This window comes from Gordonia sp. GONU (genome assembly GCF_024733855.1).
In the GTDB taxonomy this organism is placed as follows: Bacteria; Actinomycetota; Actinomycetes; order Mycobacteriales; family Mycobacteriaceae; genus Gordonia; species Gordonia amicalis.
The window spans coordinates 87031-106664 of record NZ_JANRHB010000013.1 but is presented as its reverse complement, the minus strand read 5'-3'; the positions used below and the strand labels follow the sequence as shown (position 1 = coordinate 106664).

The following is a 19634-nucleotide window of genomic DNA, read 5'->3' as shown; positions in this document are numbered from 1 at the left end:
GTTCCGAATCGGGCGGTGCCGCTTCGCTGTCCGGTGATCGTACGGCTAGCGGGACTACTGGGTTGAACCTGATGTTAGGGCGTAGCGCGCGGGGCACCGCGTCATCCCGCGTGTCAGGAGAGTCGGCGCCCAGGAGACAGGGTCGTCGGGATCGAGCGCCAAGTCGATGAGCCGGTTGATGGCGGCCGGCACTGCGATGGAGGTTTCCAGCCTGGCCAGCGGTGCACCGAGACAATAGTGCAGTCCCGCGCTGAAACCGAGTTGGCGTCCCGGACGGCGCGAGACGTCGAAGGTGTCCGGGTTCTCGAACGCCACCGGGTCGCGGTTGGCGCTGGACAAGAACAGGAAGACCCGTTCGCCGGCACGCATCTGCTTGTCGCGCCACACCATGTCCTCGGTGACAAGTCGCACCACGCTCTTGGCCGGTCCGTCATATCTGAGCAGTTCGTCGACGAGTCCATTGACTCGTGCCGGGTCGGAGGGATCGACCGCACCAAGCTGTTCGGGATGCTTCAGCAGGGCCAGAATCCCGTTACCGATGAGGTTCGTAGTGGTCTCGTGGCCGGCGAACAACAACAGCACACCCGTGGCGATGACCTCGTCGTGGCTGAGCGAGTCGTCATTCTCCCTGGCCGCGATCAGCATCGAGATCAGATCGTCGGACGGAGACTTCTCGTGGTCGGCGACCAGTTCCCCAAGATATGTGGTGAGTTCTTTCATTCCCTGTGCGCCCCGCCGGTGGCGGTCCTCGTCGCCGAGGCTGCCGAAGACGAGTCCACTGATCTGGTCGGACCAGTCCTTGAAACGGCCACGATCCTGGCGGGGCACGCCCAGCATCTCGGCGATCACCGAGGCGGTGAGCGGATAGGCGTAGTCGCTGATGAGATCGATCCGGCTGTCGCCGTGAGCGACCGCCCGATCGAGTAGCTCAGTGGCGATGGTCTCGATCGCCGGCCGCATCCTCGATACCGACCGCGGTGTGAACGCGCGGCTCAAGAGCCGGCGCAGCCGGGTGTGGTCGGGCGGATCCTTGAACACCATCCAGTCGTCTAGGACTCCAAATGCCTCGCGCAACAACGGGTCGGTCCCGGGCCGGCTCAAAACGTTCTCGCGATAGGGAGTAATGCGGTTCGAGGTGAACCGCGGATCCTTGAGCGCATCGGTGACGTCGGCGAACGCCGTGATGAACCACGACCTGTACCGGGTGTTCCAGTGGACCGGGTCGTGCGCACGCAGCGATGCGAAGATCGGGTACGGATCGGCCAGCGCGGTTGGATCGAGCAGGTCGACGTTCGCCACCTCGGTTCCCGACGTGCTCATAAAGCCTCCAAAATTGTCATGGCACAGGCGTTTCCGTCCAGTACGGACACACCTCCACCCATCGTTTCGATCAGGCCCAGTCGCGCCGATTCGACCTGTCTGCTGCCGGCCTGCCCGCGGAGTTGCCACGTGATCTCCGCGATCTGCGCCAAGCCGGTCGCACCCAGCGGATGTCCGCGGGACAACAACCCGCCTGAGGGATTGACCGGCATGTCGCCGCCGAGCGCTGTCCTCCCCGCCACAACCGCGGCGCCACCTTCGCCGGGGGCGGCGATCCCCAAGGCCTCGGTCGTCACGATCTCACCGATGGTGAATGCGTCATGGACCTCGAAGACGTCGATGTCGAAGATGGATTCGACAGCGGCGGAGTCGAGCACGTCCGCGGTGGCGTCGCGAACGATGTCGTGCCCCCAGACGTTCGGCGAAGTCTGGTCCCATACGCGTCCGCTTCGCAGCGCCGTCGCGCGGACGGTGACCTCGCCGGCAGCGCCGGTGGCCGGTGCGAGGATCGCCGCGGCGGCACCGTCGCTGGTCGGGCAGCACTGCAGGAGGGTGAGCGGATCGGCGATCATCCGGGACGCGAGAACCTCTTCGACGGTGAGTCGATCGCGGAACGGCGCTCGCGGATTGCCTTGCGCGTGCTTGCGATTCTTGACCGAGACCGCCGCCAGTTGCTCTCTCGTCACGGCTCCCTCGTGGAGGTAGCGGGCCGCGCTCATCGCGTAGAGCGCCGGCAGGGCCAGCCCGCTGAGGCCTTCGGGATCGGTGAGTTCGGGCACGATCGGACCGGAGAATGCGGTACTCATCTGCTCAACACCCAAGGCGAGGACGCGCCCGAATCGGCCGGTCCGGATTGCCTCGTGCGCTTCGATGAACGCCGTTGTTCCACTCGCACAGGCGTTCTCGACGGTGATGATCGGGACCTCGGTGATGCCCAGGCCACGGAGGACCCGCTGGGCGACACCGGGTGCCCCAAATACTGTCCCGACCCACACCGCGTCGACGGAGTCGGAGTCGGCTTCAGCGAATGCGTCCGCCACTGCCTCGCCCGCCAGGGACAGCAGATCACGTTCGGGTTGTCTTCCGAACAGGGACATGCCGACGCCGTGTACAGCGACCCGGTTCATGAGCGCATCGCCTCGATCCGTGGGTCGCCGTCGGCGGAGAGATCGACGAGGCGCACCCGCGTGCCGATGTTCACGGCGCTCCCGGCGACATGGGCCAGCACTCGTGGACCGTTGTCGAGGTCGACATAGGCAACCGTGTACGGCGGCACGTGATCGCCGATCGCGATGTTGATGGTGGTCTGACTCCACACCACCCCTGTGCCGCAGAAGGTTTCCGGGTGCACCTCGCCCGCACAGCCAGGGCAACGTGGCCACTGGTAGGCGATCGCTCGCTTGCAGCGCGTGCACCGTGAACCGACGACGGTGAAGGTGCCGGCGGCGTCGCGCTCCACGGCAGGGCGTGGATCGACGCCCGGGCGGGGTTGATCGGTTGTGTTCACAGTCACAAGATAAACAGACTCTAGGTTGGTTATCAACCGTGCGAACTCTTACGACTCTGCTGAAATGTGCTGATAGGCAAGAGTTATCCGCGCAACACTTGACAGGCGGTAGTGAGTCAGATCACTATTGGCTCGGCAATAAACCAATATGTGTCTGGTCAACGATCGGGCTCAGCCATACAGGGAGGTCACACATGAGGTTTGGTCTGTTCGCGATGCCAGAACATCCGCCCATCGAGAACTGGTCGTTGTCCTACGACCGGGACATCGATGAGATCGTTCTCGCGGAGAAGCTGGGCTTCAGCGAGTTCTGGATCGGCGAGCACCATACCGGCGGCTATGAGAACGTTCCGATGCCCGAACTGTTGCTGGCGAAGGCCTCGGCTCTCACCAGCAGAATCCGACTCGGTACTGGCGTGGTGAACCTCCCTTACCAGGATCCGTTCCAGGTCGCCGAACGTCTGGCATTCCTCGATCACCTGACCCATGGTCGGTTGGAGTACGGGTTCGGCGGCGGCGGGTTGCCCACCGACCAGGCTCTGTTCCAGCTCGAACGTTCCGAAGCAGCTCCCCGTACCTCCGAGGCTCTCGAGATCATCTGGCAGCTTCTCACCTCCGACGAACCGGTCAGCTACGAAGGCGTGTACTGGAAGTACGAGAATCGTCAGCTGCAGGTCGGTCCGTATCAGGAGGTCCCGCCGTTCGCCATAGCCGGCCTGACCGGAACGCACAACTACGCCCGGTGCGGTGCCAAAGGCTGGAAGGCTCTCAGCGTGTACTTCGCGCCGAGTGACAACAACGGATATCCGAATGCCCCCGACCTCGCGGCGCACGCGGCGGCGCTGACCTCGGCGGCGGAGGAAAACGGCCTCGACCCCGACGTCGCGCGCCAGAATTGGCGAATCACCCGCGAGGTCTACGTGTCCGACAGCAAGGATCAAGCGATGAAGGAGATTCGTGCCGGGGTGCATCGGTCCTATGAGTACCTGCTGGGCCTGGGTCTCGGTGCGCTGATGAAGAAGGGCGAGGGGATGGACGACGCTGAGCTCACCTTCGAGTGGATGGTCGAGGAGATCCCGTGGATCATCGGCAGTCCCGAGGACTGCACACGCCAGATCCGCGAGCTTGAAGAGGTCACCGGTGGGTTCGGGACATTCCTGATCAACAGCCGCGACTGGGTCACCACCGACAAGTGGAATCGCTCGCTCGAGCTCTTTGCGCGGTACGTCACACCGCAGTTCACCCCCCGCGAGAACATGGCTCGCCGCAACAAGCTCGCGCGCGTCGCACTGGGGGTCTGAGTCGGTGTCCCGCGAACACGACGACGACTTCGCCGGCCGGACCGCCCTCGTCACCGGGGGCGGTAGCGGAATCGGTAAGGCCATCACCGCGGCCTTGCTCGACGCAGGGGCCAACGTGGTGGTGTTGGAGAAGAGCAAGGAGAACGCCGAGGAGACCGCTGCCGATCTCGGCAACTCCGACCGGGTGGCCTGGCACGTGGGCTCGGTGGCGGTGAAGTCAGATGTTCGTGAGGCATTCCAGCTGGCGCAGAACACCTTCGGGACGGTCCATCACCTCGTCAACAATGCTGGGACGGCATCCCTGTCGCTCATCCGGGACTGCACTGAAGAGGACTGGGACCTCATCGTCGATACCCTTCTCAAGGGCACGTTCCTGTGTACTCAGGCTTTCGCGCAGCAGGCCATCGATGCCGGCGAGAAGGGGTCGATTGTCAACATCTCGTCGCTGAACGCTGTGGCCGCCACCGACGGCCTCGGCCATTACTGCGCCGCGAAGGCCGGAGTCATGCAGTTCACCAAGGTGAGTGCCGGTGAACTGGGACGGTACGGCATACGCGTGAACTCGATCGGCCCAGGCACGGTCGACACCCCGCTCGGCGCGGGTTTCACCGTCGGCCAGATCGGGCAGGAGTTCCTCGATCGAACCTTGATCGCCCCGGCCCGTCACCAGCACGCCACGGACATCGCCGATGTTGCCATGTTCCTCATGTCGGCGCGCGCCGCGCGCATCACCGGTCACTTCATCCCCGTCGACGGCGGCCAGCACGTACGCGGTCTGCATTCGTACTGGGATGTGGCCGAGACACAGGGTCTGGTCAGCCGACCCGCCTGAATTCACCTCCGTCAGTCAAGGACAGACATCGATGACCCCTTCACAAGCGCTTGCCGCCACTGCCGCCGACGGTGAGTCCACTTCCTCACCGGCAACACGACGGTACTGGGACGAGGCACGCGAAACCCGTGACCCCGAGGAACGGGATCGGCGGATTCTCGAACAGATACAGCTCCAGCTCCGCTACGTCTACGATCAGCTGCCGTTCTACCGGCGCCTCTACGACGAGCACGGGTTTCGGCCCGAACACGTGACCTCGCTCGCGGACTTCACGGCGAAAGTGCCGATCATCACCAAGAAGATGCTCGTCGCCGATCAGCGAGAGCATCCGCCGTTCGGTTCGTACACGAGGGATTTCGGCGTCGATGGCATTGCGCGGATCCACGGGTCGTCGGGAACGTCGGGAACGCCGACCATGTATGCAGTGTCCCGCGGTGACTGGGACCGGGCCGCCGACGTGCACGCCATGGCGCAGTGGTGTGCCGGCGTGCGCCCCGGCGACATCGTGCAGATCGGATTCCCGTTCGGTTTGTTCTTCGGCGGATGGGGAGTCTTGCAGGGCGTGGAACGCATTGGTGCCACGGTCTTTCCACTGGGAGTGACCGATTCCGAGAAGCACATAGAAATGATCGGCACACTTGGATCGACGGTGTTCAGCGCGACCCCGTCGTATTGCATCCACTTGCTGTCCGTGGCAGAGCGCATGGGTGTTGATCTCCGCGCCAGTTCGGTGCGGCACGTGCTGGTGGGCGGGGAGCCCGGTGGCAGTCTGCCTGGAACACGGCGCATCATCGAGGAGGGTTGGGGCGCAACGGTAGCCGACGCCGGCTCGACCTCTGAGATGTACCCGTTCCAGACCAGCGTCGGATGCGAGGCCGGTACCGGCACCCACCTGTTCACCGATGAGGTCTACACCGAGGTCGTCGATCGAGACGACCACAACATGGCGATCCCGGTCGGTGACCGCGGGGCCGTGGTCTACACGCACCTGTGGCGGGAATCCCAACCGATGATCCGTTTCGCGCCCGGAGACGAGACCTATCTCGACGACACTCCGTGCGTCTGCGGCCGGACCTACCCGCGAATGCCCGAGGGTGTACTCGGACGCCTCGACGACATGCTCGTCATCAGGGGGGCAAACATCTACCCCAGCGCGGTCGAGACGGCATTGCGTCAGATCGCCGAACTCGGCCCCGAATTCCGGATTCATGTCTGTACCGAAGGGGCGCTGGACGAGATCGCGGTTCACGCCGAGATCTCGGCCACCACACACGAGGCGTGGCACGCTCTGGACGACCGCCGACGTGCCGATGCCCGAGCTGAGCTCGTCGGGCGCACCGAGGCAGTGCTCAAGCAACGGTTGGGAATCCGGATTCCGTTCGAGGTGCTCACGCCGGGCACTCTGGAGCCGACCACATTCAAGGCACGCCGTGTCATCGACGCACGAGGTGTACGCCGGTGACCGTGGACGGTCTCCGAGCTTGCCACTCCTCGGGGGCCCGGGGACCCCTTTCGATCCGGCCTGGTGATGACGAATGACCCAGGCTCACGCGATGACGGGGTCGGCAGCAGGCACAGCGGATGACCCGCAGTGGATCCCGGTGGTCGTCGGCGACGTCCGCCTCGAGGGCGTCGACGTGGTGAGTCTGTGGTTCCACGCCGATGACGGGTCCGCGCTGCCGGACTTCTCGCCCGGCGCGCACATTGATCTCGACCTCGGGGACGACGTGATCCGGCAGTACTCGCTATGCGGACTGCGTGGTGAGCCGTCATGGCGAGTTGCAGTGCTGCGCGAACGCGAGAGCCGCGGCGGGTCCGAACGCGCCCATAATCTATCTCGCGGCGACCGCGCCCGGGTTCGCGGACCGCGCAACCAATTTCGGCTCGAGGCCGCCGAAGAGTACCTGTTCGTGGCAGGGGGAATCGGGGTGACGCCGATCCTGCCGATGCTCCGCCACGCCGAAGAGCGGGGTATTCCGTGGTCCCTCCACTATGGCGGGCGCACACGGGAATCGATGGCATTTGCCGACGAGCTCGCTGGCCACGGCGGCGAAGTGCATCTGTACCCCCAGGACGAGGTCGGTTTGATAGACCTGCCGCGGATCCTCGGTGAACCGCGAGATGGTGTCGGCGTGTACTGCTGCGGGCCCGAGGGGCTTCTGGCGGCGATCGAATCCGCGATGGCCTGCTGGCCGCGCGGGTCCCTGCACACCGAGCGTTTCAGCCCGGCCGAGTCATTGGGGCCGCGCGTTGGTGACACTCCGTTCGAGGTCGTATGCCGCATGTCCGGAGTGACAGTAACCGTCGGGCACGACGAGACGATCCTCGACGCCGTCGAGCGGACCGGCGGGGTGATCGTCTCCTCGTCGTGTCGTGAGGGAACCTGCGGGACCTGCGAAGCCCCCGTACTCGACGGGGTACCTGACCACCGGGATTCCGTGCTCACCGACGACGAACGCGAAGCCGGCGACGTGATATTGACCTGCGTATCCCGGGCCTGCACGGCGCGCCTGGTACTCGACCTGTGAGGAGCTCGAGATGAGAGAAGCCATGACAGAACCGACTGGTCTCGGTCCGAGCCGCCTCCGAGAAGTGTTCGGGGCCTTTCCCTCCGGTGTCGTCGCGTTGTGCGCCATGCGAAACGGGCGGCCGGTGGGGATGGCGGCGAGTACGTTCACATCGGTGTCGCTCGACCCGCCTCTGGTGTCGGTGTGCGTCCAACGGTCGTCGCAGACGTGGCCGAGCCTGCGTGAGTCAGCGCGACTCGGGGTCACGATTCTCGCCGAACAACACGGTGCAGTCTGTCGGACGCTCTCGATGAAACAGGGTGACCGCTTCACCGGCGTCGACTGGGACTCCCTTGACGACGGAAGCATCGTCCTGCGGGACGCAAGCGGCTGGCTGACGACGTCCGTGTACGCCGAGGTGGACGCGGGCGATCACCTGCTCGTGCTGTTACGGGTGCATACCCTCGACGCGGATCCGGCCAGCGCGCCGCTGGTTCTCCACCGCAGTGGCTTCCATCGATTGGCGCCCGCATCGGACGGGGTCATGTCATGACGGCGGTGATGCCTGACCGTACGTCGGTGTCGAAAGCAGCGGCGGCGATCCGCGAGGGCTGCGCGGTGGTCGTCATCGACGACACCACTCCGGTAGAACACAGCGCGCTTGTCCTGGCCGCTGAACACGCGACCACGAAGCTGATCGCCTTCGTGATCCGACACACCGGCGGATTCGTGTGCGTGGCACTCGGTGAGACCGACTGCGAACGACTCGGATTGCCTCAGACAGCTCCCTCGAGCGCGACACGGTGTCGTAGGCAGAGGGTGACAGTCGATGCGAAGGACAATGGCACCGGCATCTCGGCCGCCGCCCGAGCACGCACACTGCGTGCGCTGGCGGATCCAGGATCGACCACCACAGACTTCACCCGACCAGGGCACGTGGTTCCGGTTGGCATACCTCTCCGCGGCCCCGATGAGGGTGTTGACGGTGCTGATTTCGCCGAGGCGTCGATCGCAATCGCCGAGCTCGCCGGCTGCAGTCCCGTCGGCGCCTACGCAGTACTCGAGAGCGTCGAACACCCGACGGAGGTAGCTGATGCGGCGGAGTCCGAGCGCTTCGCCCGACGGTACGGGCTGAATGCGGTCCGACTGTCGGACTGCCTCTCGTGGCCGTTGTCGACATTGCGATGACTGCGGACAGCTGAGCGGTTGGCACTCGATCGATATGGAAGAAAGGTAAATCATGAGGATCGTCGTGTTCCCGGCCGAGACTCGCATGATGGTTTCCGAGCCCGACGATATGCGGAGGTTCCACGTCGAGGTACATGGAGAGTGGACCCAGGAAGGGATCACTCGAGCGCTGGGACAACTCGGTCGCGCCGAAAGCACGCAGCACGCGTGGATCTCCATCGAAGAATTGATTCGTGTCTCCGGGCGGGAACACGACGAGGCGTGGAGGACGTCATTCGGCGGGATGGTCGCGTTCGCGACGTCGAAGGGATGGACCGATCCCGACGGCAAAGTCCTGCGCGCGCACATCGTCTCGGCGGAGTAGTGGCATCCCCGCGACTAGCTCACCGCCTGCCGAACAACCGCAGCCCGATCAGCAGCAAGACCACGGCGGCGAGCGCCGCGACGAGACCGATGAGGACGCGCACCGACATCGGGGAGGCGGTGTCGGAACCCGAACTCGCGAGGTGGGAATCCGGGGACGAGGCGGCGCGCGGCGCAGTGGATTCCGCCGCTTCACGAGTGGAGTCGACGAGACGTCCGACGGTGATCTCGGGACCTGCACGGAAGCCGTATTCGAACATCGCCCGCGCTTGATCCCAGTACATGTCGCCCTCGACCGACAATCCGTACATCTGCACGAGGAGGATGCGGTGGCCGTCGCGTTCGGCCACGCCGACGAAGGTCTTGCGCGCGTCGTCGGTGTAGCCGGTCTTCCCGCCGAGCATGCCCGGATAGCCGTCCACGAGAAGCCGATTGCTGCTGTACATGTCGTAGGCCGGATGGTCCTTGTCGCCGGGTACGTCTGGTCGGCGCGGATAGCCGGGGAATCGGAAGGTGGGCTTCGCGATGAGCTCCCGAAAGGTCTCCTGCGCCATGGCTGCTCGGAAGATCAGTGCGAGATCGTAAGGCGAGGAGGACATCCCGGCGGCATCGAGACCCGATGGGCTCGCCGCGCGCGTGTCGGCGGCGCCCAGCTCGCGGGCGCGTTCGTTCATCTTCTCGAGCGTGGTCTCCACGCCACCGAGTTCGCGGGCGAGGGCGTTGGCGCAGTCGTTGCCCGACACCATGAGCAGGCCGGTGAGCAGGTCGCGGACGGTGTAGTGACCGCCCGGTCCCATCCCGCACGAGTCGCCCTCGGTGCTCCAGTCCTCCGCGGTCGGGATGACCGTCGCGTCGAGGTCGAGTTCGTCGAGGGCGATGAGTGCGAGCAGCACCTTGATCGTCGACGCGGGCCGGTACCGCCCGTGGGGGTCCTTGGCCGCGATGACGCGGCCGGAGTCGAGGTCGGCGATCAGCCACCCGGCCGAGGTCAGCCGTGGCGGAACGGGACCAGCCGCCGGGTCGGCGACGACGCCGCAGTACGAGAGATCCTCACCCCCGATCGCGGGTGTCGGGACGGGCAGCGAGGACGGGGTCGTCGAACCCGGTGCGACCGCCTCGGATTCGTCGACGGGCGGCGGCGTGCCGATCTTGTGCGGACAGTGATCGGTGACCGGAGTGCTGAAGGCGGGCGGGGTGCCGGTGGGGAGCGGGACGGCCCCGGCCGGTCCGACGCCGACCGGCCCGGCGGACATGCACAGAAGCATCCCGAGAACAGCGGCGACGAGTGCCGATGCGGTCCGGCGAGTCCACCCCGAGGTCACCGATCGCACGTTACCAGCGGAACCACGCGGTCTCCGGACGTGCGAACGCGTCGTGTCCGACGTTCGGCCATGCGGACTACAGCAGCGAATACGCCTCGCCGAGGACCGACCGCAGGATCTGCTCGATCTCGTCGAACTCGGCCTGTCCCGCGATCAGCGGTGGCGCGAGCTGCACGACGGGATCGCCGCGATCGTCGGCGCGGCAGTAGAGCCCGGCGTCGAACAGTGCCGTGGAGAGGAAGCCCCGGAGGATGCGTTCGGATTCGGCCGCTGTGAAGGTCTCCTTGGTGGCCTTGTCCTTCACGAGTTCGATCCCGTAGAAGAAGCCCTCGCCGCGCACGTCGCCGACGATCGGCAGGTCGTACAGCTTCTCGAGGGTCGCGCGGAACGCCGGGGCCTGGGTCTTGACGTGGTCGTTGAGGGCTTCACGCTCGAAGATGTCGAGGTTGGCCAGTGCGACCGCCGCCGACACCGGGTGCCCGCCGAAGGTGTAGCCGTGCGCGAAGGTCGTGGTGCCGTCGCGGAACGGTTCGAAGAGCCGGTCGCTGGCGATCATCGCGCCGATGGGGGAGTAGCCCGACGTCATGCCCTTGGCGCAGGTGATGATGTCGGGGACGTAGCCGAAGTCCTCGCAGGCGAACATCGAACCGATGCGACCGAATGCGCAGATCACCTCGTCAGAGACGAGCAGGACGTCGTATTCGTCGCAGATCTCGCGCACCCGCTCGAAGTAGCCCGGTGGCGGTGGGAAGCATCCGCCGGCGTTCTGGACCGGTTCGAGGAAGACGGCCGCCACCGTGTCGGGACCCTCGAATTCGATCGCCTCGGCGATGCGGTCGGCGGCCCAGCGGCCGAATTTCCTCGCGTCATCGGACAGGTGGTCGTCCGCCCGGTAGATGTTGGTGTTCGGCACCCGGAACGCACCGGGCGTCAACGGCTCGAAGGCCTCCTTGAGCGCCGGCACGCCGGTGATCGCGAGTGCGCCCTGCGGGGTGCCGTGGTAGGCGACCGCACGCGAGATCACCTTGTGCTTACCGGGTTTGCCGACCAGCTTGAAGTATTGCTTCGCCAGTTTCCAGGCACTCTCGACGGCCTCGCCGCCACCGGTGGTGAAGAAGACGCGATTGAGATCGCCCGGGGCGTAGGCGGCGAGCCGCTCGGCGAGCTCGATGGCCGGCGGTGTCGCGTACGACCACAGCGGGAAGAAGGCGAGCTCCTTGGCCTGCCGGGCTGCGGCCTCGGCGAGTTCGACGCGTCCGTGACCCACCTGCACGACGAAGAGTCCCGCCAGGCCGTCGAGGTAGCTGCGGCCCCGATCGTCGAAGATGCGGACGCCCTCCCCGCGGGTGATCACCGGAGGGGTGATGGCGTCGCCGTGCCGGGCGAAGTGTCCCCAGAGATGAGCTGCACTGCGGGCGCCGAGCGACTGAGCGGAGTTCGGGGGCGTAGAGGGGGCGGTCACTGTCATCGGGTTCCCCAGTTGTATTGCTGTTTCACGAGTTTCAGGTAGACGAGGGTCTCGGTACCGACGACCTCCGGGTGCACCCGTACCTTCTTGTTGAGGATCTCGAGCAGATGGTCGTCGTCCTCGGAGACGACCTCGATCAGGATGTCGAAGGACCCCGCGGTCAGCAGCACGTAGTCGATCTCGGGGTGTTCCGCGAGCCGTTCGGCGAGCGCCTGGGTGTCGCCGACGCAACGGATGCCGATCATCGCCTGGCGTGCGAATCCGAGTTTGAGAGGGTCGGTGACGGCGACGATCTGCATGAGACCGCTGTCGCTGAGCTTCTGCACACGGTTGCGCACGGCGGCTTCGGAGAGTCCGACCGCCTTGCCGATGGAGGCGTAACTGCTCCGACCATCGGCCTGGAGGAGCTCGATGATCTTCTTCGCGGTTGCGTCCAGCTGTGTGGATACAGGGTCAGCCACCCCACGATCGTGACGGATTTAGTGGTGGATCGCAACATCGACGACGGAAACCGTACTGAAGTCCGGTTTCGGCGCGTGAATCCGCAACGGCACCGGTAGGATCTGGGGGTATGTCCTCACCAACCAGCATCCCGTCCGGCTGGATCAACGGTAAGCCACATCACTCGGCCGGTGCCGATCACATCGTGGTCAATCCTGCCACGGATCGGCCGGTTGCGACTGTGAAACTCGCAGGTCGCGGCGATGTTGATGCCGCGATCGCGAGTGCCCGCGCCGCGCAGCCGGCCTGGGGACGTGCCACCCCGGCCGAACGGGCGGGTGTCCTGCTCGCGTTGGCCAGAGCGCTGGCGGCGCAGTCCGAGGTGTTGGTCGCCGAAGAGGTCGCGCACACCGGCAAGCCGATCCGGCTCGCGACCGAGTTCGACGTCCCCGGATCGATCGACAACATCGAGTTCTTCGCCGGTGTCGCACGCAATCTCGAGGGCAAGGCGAGTGCGGAGTACTCGGGCGACCACACTTCGTCGATCCGCCGTGAACCCGCCGGCGTCGTCGGCACCATCACGCCCTGGAACTACCCGCTGCAGATGGCGGTGTGGAAGGTCATCCCGGCACTCGCCGCCGGTTGCGCGGTGGTCCTGAAGCCGGCCGAGATCACGCCGCTGACGACGCTGACGATGGCCCGCGTCGCCACCGAGGCCGGATTGCCCGACGGCGTTCTCAACATCGTCGTCGGCACCGGTCCGGATGCCGGCGCCCACCTGGCCGGACATCCCGGCGTCGACATGGTGACCTTCACCGGTTCGAGCGCGGTCGGCCGGCAGGTGATGGCGCAGGCCGCCACCACCGGGGCACGGGTCCAGCTCGAACTCGGCGGCAAGGCGCCGTTCGTCGTCTTCGACGACGCCGACCTGCAGGCAGCGATCCACGGTGCGGTCGCGGCCTCGATCATCAACGGCGGACAGGACTGCACCGCGGCGACCCGGGCGATCGTCGCCCCCACGCTCTACGACGAATTCGTCGACGGCGTCGCGGACCTCATGTCGCGCGTCGTCATCGGCGATCCGACCGACCCCGCCACCGATCTGGGCTCCCTCATCTCGCGACGGCACCGCGAGAAGGTGGCCGGGATGGTGGAGCGTGCCCGGGCAGCCGGGGCCCGGGTGGTCACCGGCGGCACGGTGCCCGACGGCCGGGGCGCCTTCTACCCGCCCACGCTCGTCGCCGATGTCACGGAGGACTCGGAGATCTACCGCGAGGAGGTGTTCGGACCGGTGCTCACGGTCAGCCACTTCGCCGGCGACGACGACGCGATCCGTCGCGCCAACGACACCCCGTACGGCCTCGCCGCGTCGGCGTGGACGCGCGACGTCTATCGCGCACAGCGGGCGTCGCGCGAGATCCACGCCGGTTGTGTCTGGATCAACGATCACATCCCGATCATCAGCGAGATGCCGCACGGCGGGTACGGCGCCTCCGGCTTCGGCAAGGACATGTCAACCTACTCCCTCGACGAGTACCTGCTGATCAAGCACGTCATGAGCGACATCCACGGCGTCGCCGAAAAGGAATGGCACCGAACGGTCTTCGCCCCGGAAGGTCGGTCGGTGTGACGACCGGAACGTGGGCCCGCGAGCCGACCTCCCGGGGCGTCAAGATGGTCGCGCAGGCCGCGGCCCGTCCCTACTGGCTCGATCGGGATCTCCGTCCGGAACCGCGGCCCCGACTCGTCGGTGAGGTCACCGCCGACCTGCTGGTGATCGGCGGTGGCCTCACCGGGCTGTGGACCGCGGTCCAAGCGGCCGAACGGGATCCGTCTCGGACGATCGTGCTCGTCGAACGCGACCGGATCGCCGAACACGCGTCCGGACGCAACGGCGGCTTCTGCGCCGCCAGCCTCACGCACGGGCTCGGCAACGGTCTGCAGCGTTTCCGCGACGAGATGCCGACGCTGCTGCGCATGGGGCGCGAAACACTCGACGCCATCGAGGGCACGCTGGCCCGCCTGGGCATCGACGCCGACGTCGAGCGCACCGGAGAACTCGACCTCGCCACCACCGGATGGCAGTACGACGCACTGGCCGAGACCGCGGCCGCGGGCCGAGCGCTCGGCGAGGAGCTCGTGCTGCTCGACGCGTCCGCGGCGCGGGAACGCGTCGACTCGCCCATGGTCCGGGGCGTCCTCTACGACCCCGAGGTGATGCTCATCGATCCGGCAAAACTCGCGTTCGGTCTCGCCGACGCCGCGGAACGGCTCGGGGTACGGATCCACGAGGAGACCGAGGTACTGGGACTGTCCAGCGGTTCGTCGGGCCATGGTTCGTCGGGCAAGGTTTGCGCCCGAACGGGATACGGACGGGCGCGCGCAAGCCGGGTCGTGGTCGCGACGTCGGCGAGCAGGTCGCTGGTCCGCAGGCTGCGTCTCTACACCGTCCCCGTGTGGGATTACGCGCTGATGACCGAACCGCTGTCCGACGACCAGCTGGCCTCGCTCGGCTGGTCCGGGCGCGAGGGACTCGCCGACAGCGGTCCACGCTTCCACTACTTCCGGCTCACCGCGGACAACCGGCTGCTGTTCGGCGGCTGGGATGCGCCGTATCACTTCGGTTCCGACGACGATCCGCGTCGCGCGCATCACCCGGGTGAGTGGGCGCTGCTCGGCGAGCACCTGCTGCAGATGTTCCCGCAACTCGAGGGGATCACCGCGACGCACACGTGGGGCGGGGTGATCGACACCTGCTCGAGGTTCTGCGCCTTCTGGGACACCTCCCACGACGGGCACGTGGTGACGGCGGTGGGTTTCACCGGTCTCGGCGTCGGTGCCTCGCATTTCGCGGCCGCGACCGCACTCGACCTCGTCGACGGTCGGCAGACCGAACGGACCGCCCTGGAGATGGTGCGCCGCAAGCCGTTACCGTTCCCACCGGAGCCGGTTCGGTGGGCCGGCATCACCGTCACCCGGCATCAGATCGCGCGCAGCGAACGCCGGAACGGCCGTCGGGGTGCGTGGCTCACGCTGCTGGACAAGGTCGGCTTGGGTTTCGACAGCTGACCCGTTCCTGCTCGGCAGGTCTGGTTCTCAGCTGTTCTTGGGGACCACGATGACCGGTGCCGTCGTCCACCGGAGGATGCGTGAGGCGGTGCTGCCGAGAAAGACCCGGTTGGACGATCCCAGGTGTCCGGAACCGACGGCGACGATGTCGTTGGCGTCCCACGGCAGGTTGGCGAGTGCTTCGTCGAGAGTGGCGCCGTCGGCGACGAGGACATCGACGGCGAGTTCGGCGTTCACCTCGGCGCGGGTCTTGTCGAGAAGTTCACGCGCGACGGCGATCTGCGCGGTCCGCGCGTCACGCGACGAGTCGTCGTCGAAGGGGGACTCGAGGGAGACCAGGGACAGCAGCCGGAGGTCGAGTTTGGCGCGTTCGGCGAGTTTCTCGGCGAACGGGAGCGGATTGTCGGTGCCGGGCTTCACCGGCACAGCGACGGTCACCGTGTCGAGGACCGCATCGACCCGGTCGGCATATCCGCGTGGTGCCAGGGCGACCGGAACCGGCGACGAGTGGACGAGTTCGTTGCTGACGGTGCCGAGGGTGTGGCGACGCAGCAGACCGTCGCCGGTGCCGCCGACGACGATCATGCTGGCCTGCGTCGCGAGCGCGTGCGATGCGAGCCCGCCGGCGAAGGAGTCGTCGACCGTGACGACGGTGCGATGGGGGAACCCCGCGGGGATGAGTGCAGCCCCCTCGCGGAGCCATTCGGCGGCCTGCGCCTCGATGCGCTGCTGATACTGGGCGAGACCGGGCCGGCCGTCGTAGGGGACCGGCCGTACCACGCACACCAGGTCGATCGTCGCCCCGGTGACGCGTGCGAGCGCCACGGCCAGGACGACACCGTCGGCGCCGGAAGGCGTCGCGAGGTATCCGACCGTGAGCCGCGGAGTGGTCGGGGGTCTGGTCTCCTCGTCGGGGGTCTCCGACTCGGGCCGGGGCACGGTCGCGTCAGTGGACATCGGGAACCTTCACCTCGGTGGTCGCGGTCAGTGTCCTGCCCCGGAAGAAGTCACTGTTGTGGGCGATGCAGGCCAGCATCAGGGGGATGCCGAGGACCAGCATGCCCACGCCGAGCACGAAGACACCTCCGATACCGCCGACCGAGGTGGCGCCGTAGTCCGGCGAGATCATGTCGATCGCCGAACGGATGAAGGCCGCCGCCATCGCGACTCCGCCGAGGAGTGGGAGAAGGCCGCGCAGGAAGAAGTTCCGGGCGGAGCCGAACAGGGTCGACCGGAAGTACCAGACGCAGGCAAAGGCGGTGATCCCGTAGTAGAACGCCACCGCCAGTCCGAGGGAGGAGATGGAGTCGGCGAGCGTGTCCTGGCTGAGCAATGACAGGACCAGGTAGAAGGTGAGCGCCGCGGCGCCCATCGCGGCGGTACCGAAGGCCGGCGTCATGTAGCGCGGATGGATGGAGGCGAACCTGTCGGGGAGCGCCTTGTAGACGGCCATCGAAAGGCTGCTCCGTGCGGTGGGCAGGATTGTGGACTGGGTCGAGGACAATGCGGAGACGCAGACGGTCAACAGCAGTGCCGAGGACATGACCGCACCCGCCACCGGATCGCCGAGGATGGTCAGCACGTCCTCGGCGTTCGCCTCGTTCCCCAGTCCGATCCCGGTGTCGCCGAAGCCGGCGAACGACTGGACGGCGTAGGCGACGAGCACGTAGGTCGCGACCAGGATCAGACAGGTGAGCACGGCGGCGCGTCCCGGGGTCTTGTCGGGGTCCTTGGTCTCCTCGCTGATGGCGAGGCACGCATCCCATCCCCAGTAGATGAAGATGCACAGGATCACCGCCGCCGCGATCTGCGACTGATCGAGGCCGTCCGGCCACAACCACGACAACTCGGGGTCGATCGCTTGCGCTCCGGCCCGGCCCGTGCCCGCTTTGACCAGGGCGATCACGCTCGCGACGATGAGCACCGCGAACTGGATGAACATCAGGATCGCCTGCATGCGTTCGCTGATCACGATGCCGCGGATGCTGATCCAGGTCATCCCGATGATGAAGACACTCCCGAGCAGGATCTTCGCGATCGAGCTGTCGGCCAGACCGTCCAGGCCGAGGAACCGGAACAGGTACAGCGCGGCGATCTCGGAGACATTGGCGAGCACGATGATCGCCGAAACCGCGAGACCCCAGCCGCCGATCCAGCCGATCCATGGACCGAAAGCCTTTGTGCCCCAAGTGAAGGTGGTGCCGCAGTCGGGGGTGTCGCGGGACAGCTCGCGATAGGCGAAGGCCACGAGCAGCATCGGGATGAACGCGAGGACGAACATCGCCGGTGCCTTGTCGCGAACGTTGTCGACCACGTAGCCGAGGGTGGCGGCAAGGCTGTAAGCCGGTGCGACAGCGGACAAGCCGATGATGACGTTTCCCATCAGCCCGATCGATCCGGCCCGAAGTCCCTTGCTTCCCGGGTTCTCGATGATGCCGGACGTGCCCGCGTCGGCTCCGACCGATCCGGCCTCGATGCGCTCCGACATGCCCGTTCTCCGCTCACGTATCCATGACGAGAGCCAGCGTACGATTCTCCGTTCCGGTTCCTCTCGGTAAGTTCGAAACCCGGCTCAATTGCGTGGTCGGCACCTGCTCGTCGGGTGCGGTCCGCGTACCGTGTCGTCGGCCACGAGAACGGCGTCGACCCGGATCTCACATCTGGAAAAGGTTCCGCTGGATTGGAATAGCGCATCGAGTGGTTCGCGCGGCGAAGGTCTCGTGTACACCAGGGTCGCCGACCACAGCTTCGTCCGGCCGTCCTGATGTGCGAGCGGGACGTCGGTTTGCGTTCGCAGCCGGCCGTCGGCGTCGAACCACACGGCGGCACCGTTGAGTTGCCGGTCGGAGGTGAAGGTGATCGTGATCCGGTGGGTGTCCGGCTCGTCCGGAGGCGACGCCGTTGCGGGTGAGAAGACCGCCAGGCACAGCGCTGTGCTGACCAGGACGGTGAGTAGAAGGCGGAAGTACAGGACTCGGACCACGTCGGCGCTCCGTTCGGCGGGCTGGTTGGGTTCTCGTTGGACGCAGCCGAACGCCGGGCGGTTCCACGGTTCACCGAACGAGTGTCAGCTCCATCGCCGCGGTCTGCCGAAAATCCGTTGTGGCGCTGAGCAATCGGTTGATCGCCAGGCGGCCCTGCAGGCGGGCCAGGGCGGCACCGACGCACAGATGGAGTCCTTTGCCGAATGCCAGGTGCGAGCCGTGTCCCGACCGGGCGGTAGTACGGTCGAGGTCGAAGGTCGGCGGGGCGTCGAAATGCTCGGGATCACGGTTGGCCGCGCGCCACATGAGATAGACGTGGGAGCCGGCCGCAAGGTGGGTGTCGCCGAGGGTGGTGTCTGTCACGACATGCCGGAAGTGGCCGCGGAAGGGGGAATCCAGGCGCAGTGTCTCCTCGACGAAGGCCGGGATGAGCCCGGGATCGCGACGGAGTCGCGCGGCGACGTCGGCATACTGCGTGAGCATCCGGACGGCGCTGGTCAGGAGGCTGACGGTGGAGTCGGAGCCCGCCGCGACCAGTTGCAGGAGGATCATCACCGCAGACGGGCGATCCAGGTCCTCACGGGAGACGGCCGACGCGATGTCGGCAAGCACGCCTCGTCCCGGCGTGCCTGCCCGGTCGTCGTCGCGCGCCCGATCGAGCGCTTCGCCGAGGTAGGCGGTGAGCTCGGCGACCGCGGTGGTCGCGGTGGTGAGCTGACCGGGGGTGATGACGCCGTCGATCAGCACATTGGTTGCGCCCGCCCAGTGGGCGAGATCGCCGACGTCGTCGTGTGAGAGACCGAGCAGTTCGGTGACCACCGTTATCGGGACACGTTGTGCGACAGCGGTTGTCCAGTCGATCGTGTTCCCGTTCAGTCCCTCGGTCCACGCGGTGTCCACCACCTCGGCGACATAGGGCTCCATCGCACGGATACGTGCCGGCGTCAGTGACGGCATGACCAGCGACCGGTGGAGCCGGTGCCGTGGACCGTCCGCGGTCGCCAGTACGTGCATCGCGTCGCCGAGGCCGGCCACCGGGAACTCCGAGACCGACCCGTCCTCGTGGCAGACCATGGTGGCGGTCAGGTTCGACGAGAACTCCTGAGGTCGGCGCACCACGTCGGCGATGAGTTCCCAGGAGCCGACGGCGAAGAACGGGGAGTCGCCGATCCGCTGGACCGGGAATCCGCTGTGGAAGCGCGACAGGAAGGCGGGATCGTCGAGTGCGAGCATTCTCTCAGCGTCGCCGACCGGCATGCAGGGGGCAACGATTCCTACGAAGTCGATACGCGGGGTCTGCCGTTGCGGGTCGCCGTGTCTCACAGATGGGGC

19 protein-coding genes are annotated in these 19634 nt (G+C 66.5%); 9 read left to right on the top strand and 10 right to left on the bottom strand.

Annotated features, from left to right (window positions below; translation table 11 throughout):
* Positions 1–54: 54 nt before the first annotated feature.
* From NWF34_RS14085 to NWF34_RS14075, 3 genes are read right to left on the bottom strand one after another with little or no spacing between them, the layout of a single operon-like run.
* Complete coding sequence (locus NWF34_RS14085; protein ID WP_258325332.1) at positions 55–1320, bottom strand: cytochrome P450; 1266 nt, start codon at positions 1318–1320, stop codon at positions 55–57.
* Positions 1317–2447, bottom strand: coding sequence for a thiolase family protein (locus NWF34_RS14080; protein ID WP_258325331.1), 1131 nt, complete (start codon positions 2445–2447; stop codon positions 1317–1319). Before NWF34_RS14080 ends, NWF34_RS14085 begins: the two co-directional genes overlap by 4 nt.
* Entirely contained in the window at positions 2444–2779 is a 336-nt protein-coding gene (locus tag NWF34_RS14075) for a Zn-ribbon domain-containing OB-fold protein (RefSeq protein ID WP_258325330.1), read from the bottom strand. Before NWF34_RS14075 ends, NWF34_RS14080 begins: the two co-directional genes overlap by 4 nt.
* Before the next feature lie 242 nt (positions 2780–3021).
* Between NWF34_RS14075 and NWF34_RS14070 the strand changes: the two genes are divergently transcribed.
* From NWF34_RS14070 to NWF34_RS14040, 7 genes are all read left to right on the top strand, one after another.
* Positions 3022–4128: an LLM class flavin-dependent oxidoreductase gene (locus tag NWF34_RS14070; protein ID WP_258325329.1), complete on the top strand. Its 1107-nt coding sequence runs from the start codon at positions 3022–3024 to the stop codon at positions 4126–4128.
* A 4-nt stretch (positions 4129–4132) separates the two neighbouring features.
* A complete protein-coding gene (locus NWF34_RS14065) occupies positions 4133–4960 on the top strand; it encodes an SDR family NAD(P)-dependent oxidoreductase (RefSeq protein ID WP_258325328.1) in 828 nt (275 codons plus the stop codon).
* Between the two features lie 31 nt (positions 4961–4991).
* The gene (locus tag NWF34_RS14060; protein WP_258325327.1) at positions 4992–6422 is read left to right on the top strand and encodes a phenylacetate--CoA ligase family protein; all 1431 of its coding nucleotides are present in this window, start codon (positions 4992–4994) and stop codon (positions 6420–6422) included.
* Positions 6423–6495: 73 nt separating this feature from the next.
* A complete protein-coding gene (locus tag NWF34_RS14055; protein WP_258325326.1) occupies positions 6496–7488 on the top strand; it encodes a PDR/VanB family oxidoreductase in 993 nt (330 codons plus the stop codon).
* A 22-nt stretch (positions 7489–7510) separates the two neighbouring features.
* Positions 7511–8020 carry a flavin reductase family protein gene (locus NWF34_RS14050; RefSeq protein WP_258325325.1) on the top strand — a complete coding sequence of 170 codons (510 nt, stop codon included), beginning with the start codon at positions 7511–7513 and terminating at the stop codon, positions 8018–8020.
* A 26-nt stretch (positions 8021–8046) separates the two neighbouring features.
* Positions 8047–8655, top strand: coding sequence for a 3,4-dihydroxy-2-butanone-4-phosphate synthase (locus tag NWF34_RS14045; protein ID WP_258325324.1), 609 nt, complete (start codon positions 8047–8049; stop codon positions 8653–8655).
* A 52-nt stretch (positions 8656–8707) separates the two neighbouring features.
* Positions 8708–9019 carry a hypothetical protein gene (locus NWF34_RS14040; protein ID WP_258325323.1) on the top strand — a complete coding sequence of 104 codons (312 nt, stop codon included), beginning with the start codon at positions 8708–8710 and terminating at the stop codon, positions 9017–9019.
* A gap of 19 nt (positions 9020–9038) precedes the next feature.
* Here NWF34_RS14040 and NWF34_RS14035 read toward each other — a convergent pair whose 3' ends face one another.
* The 3 genes from NWF34_RS14035 to NWF34_RS14025 form a co-directional block, all read right to left on the bottom strand.
* On the bottom strand, positions 9039–10340 hold the full coding sequence (locus NWF34_RS14035) for a D-alanyl-D-alanine carboxypeptidase family protein (RefSeq protein WP_258325322.1): 1302 nt from the start codon (positions 10338–10340) through the stop codon (positions 9039–9041).
* Positions 10341–10416: 76 nt separating this feature from the next.
* A complete protein-coding gene (locus NWF34_RS14030; RefSeq protein WP_258325321.1) occupies positions 10417–11808 on the bottom strand; it encodes an aspartate aminotransferase family protein in 1392 nt (463 codons plus the stop codon).
* Positions 11805–12269, bottom strand: a complete 465-nt coding sequence (locus NWF34_RS14025) for an Lrp/AsnC family transcriptional regulator (protein ID WP_024497203.1) — start codon at positions 12267–12269, stop codon at positions 11805–11807. Before NWF34_RS14025 ends, NWF34_RS14030 begins: the two co-directional genes overlap by 4 nt.
* Before the next feature lie 110 nt (positions 12270–12379).
* Between NWF34_RS14025 and NWF34_RS14020 the strand changes: the two genes are divergently transcribed.
* On the top strand, positions 12380–13879 hold the full coding sequence (locus NWF34_RS14020) for a gamma-aminobutyraldehyde dehydrogenase (protein ID WP_258325320.1): 1500 nt from the start codon (positions 12380–12382) through the stop codon (positions 13877–13879).
* Positions 13876–15318, top strand: coding sequence for an FAD-binding oxidoreductase (locus NWF34_RS14015; protein WP_258325319.1), 1443 nt, complete (start codon positions 13876–13878; stop codon positions 15316–15318). Before NWF34_RS14020 ends, NWF34_RS14015 begins: the two co-directional genes overlap by 4 nt.
* A gap of 27 nt (positions 15319–15345) precedes the next feature.
* Here the strand turns inward: NWF34_RS14015 and NWF34_RS14010 are convergent, their stop codons facing one another.
* The 4 genes from NWF34_RS14010 to NWF34_RS13995 all read right to left on the bottom strand — a co-directional run bounded on the left by NWF34_RS14010 (position 15346) and on the right by NWF34_RS13995 (position 19535).
* Positions 15346–16275: a universal stress protein gene (locus tag NWF34_RS14010; protein WP_258325318.1), complete on the bottom strand. Its 930-nt coding sequence runs from the start codon at positions 16273–16275 to the stop codon at positions 15346–15348.
* Positions 16265–17806, bottom strand: a complete 1542-nt coding sequence (locus NWF34_RS14005) for an APC family permease (protein WP_024497207.1) — start codon at positions 17804–17806, stop codon at positions 16265–16267. The genes NWF34_RS14010 and NWF34_RS14005 overlap by 11 nt, the downstream gene beginning before the upstream one ends.
* An 84-nt stretch (positions 17807–17890) precedes the next feature.
* Positions 17891–18301, bottom strand: a complete 411-nt coding sequence (locus tag NWF34_RS14000) for a hypothetical protein (RefSeq protein WP_024497208.1) — start codon at positions 18299–18301, stop codon at positions 17891–17893.
* A gap of 70 nt (positions 18302–18371) precedes the next feature.
* Positions 18372–19535 (bottom strand): cytochrome P450, encoded by a 1164-nt coding sequence (locus NWF34_RS13995; RefSeq protein WP_024497209.1) that lies wholly within the window; start codon positions 19533–19535, stop codon positions 18372–18374.
* Positions 19536–19634: the final 99 nt, after the last annotated feature.

Coding starts and splice junctions, on each gene's coding strand:
- NWF34_RS14085 (WP_258325332.1), bottom strand. CDS start 1,320: ATGAGCACGTCGGGAACCGAGGTGGCGAACGTCGACCTGCTCGATCCA.
- NWF34_RS14080 (WP_258325331.1), bottom strand. CDS start 2,447: ATGAACCGGGTCGCTGTACACGGCGTCGGCATGTCCCTGTTCGGAAGA.
- NWF34_RS14070 (WP_258325329.1), top strand. CDS start 3,022: ATGAGGTTTGGTCTGTTCGCGATGCCAGAACATCCGCCCATCGAGAAC.
- NWF34_RS14060 (WP_258325327.1), top strand. CDS start 4,992: ATGACCCCTTCACAAGCGCTTGCCGCCACTGCCGCCGACGGTGAGTCC.
- NWF34_RS14055 (WP_258325326.1), top strand. CDS start 6,496: ATGACCCAGGCTCACGCGATGACGGGGTCGGCAGCAGGCACAGCGGAT.
- NWF34_RS14050 (WP_258325325.1), top strand. CDS start 7,511: ATGACAGAACCGACTGGTCTCGGTCCGAGCCGCCTCCGAGAAGTGTTC.
- NWF34_RS14040 (WP_258325323.1), top strand. CDS start 8,708: ATGAGGATCGTCGTGTTCCCGGCCGAGACTCGCATGATGGTTTCCGAG.
- NWF34_RS14030 (WP_258325321.1), bottom strand. CDS start 11,808: ATGACAGTGACCGCCCCCTCTACGCCCCCGAACTCCGCTCAGTCGCTC.
- NWF34_RS14020 (WP_258325320.1), top strand. CDS start 12,380: ATGTCCTCACCAACCAGCATCCCGTCCGGCTGGATCAACGGTAAGCCA.
- NWF34_RS14010 (WP_258325318.1), bottom strand. CDS start 16,275: ATGTCCACTGACGCGACCGTGCCCCGGCCCGAGTCGGAGACCCCCGAC.
- NWF34_RS14005 (WP_024497207.1), bottom strand. CDS start 17,806: ATGTCGGAGCGCATCGAGGCCGGATCGGTCGGAGCCGACGCGGGCACG.
- NWF34_RS13995 (WP_024497209.1), bottom strand. CDS start 19,535: ATGCTCGCACTCGACGATCCCGCCTTCCTGTCGCGCTTCCACAGCGGA.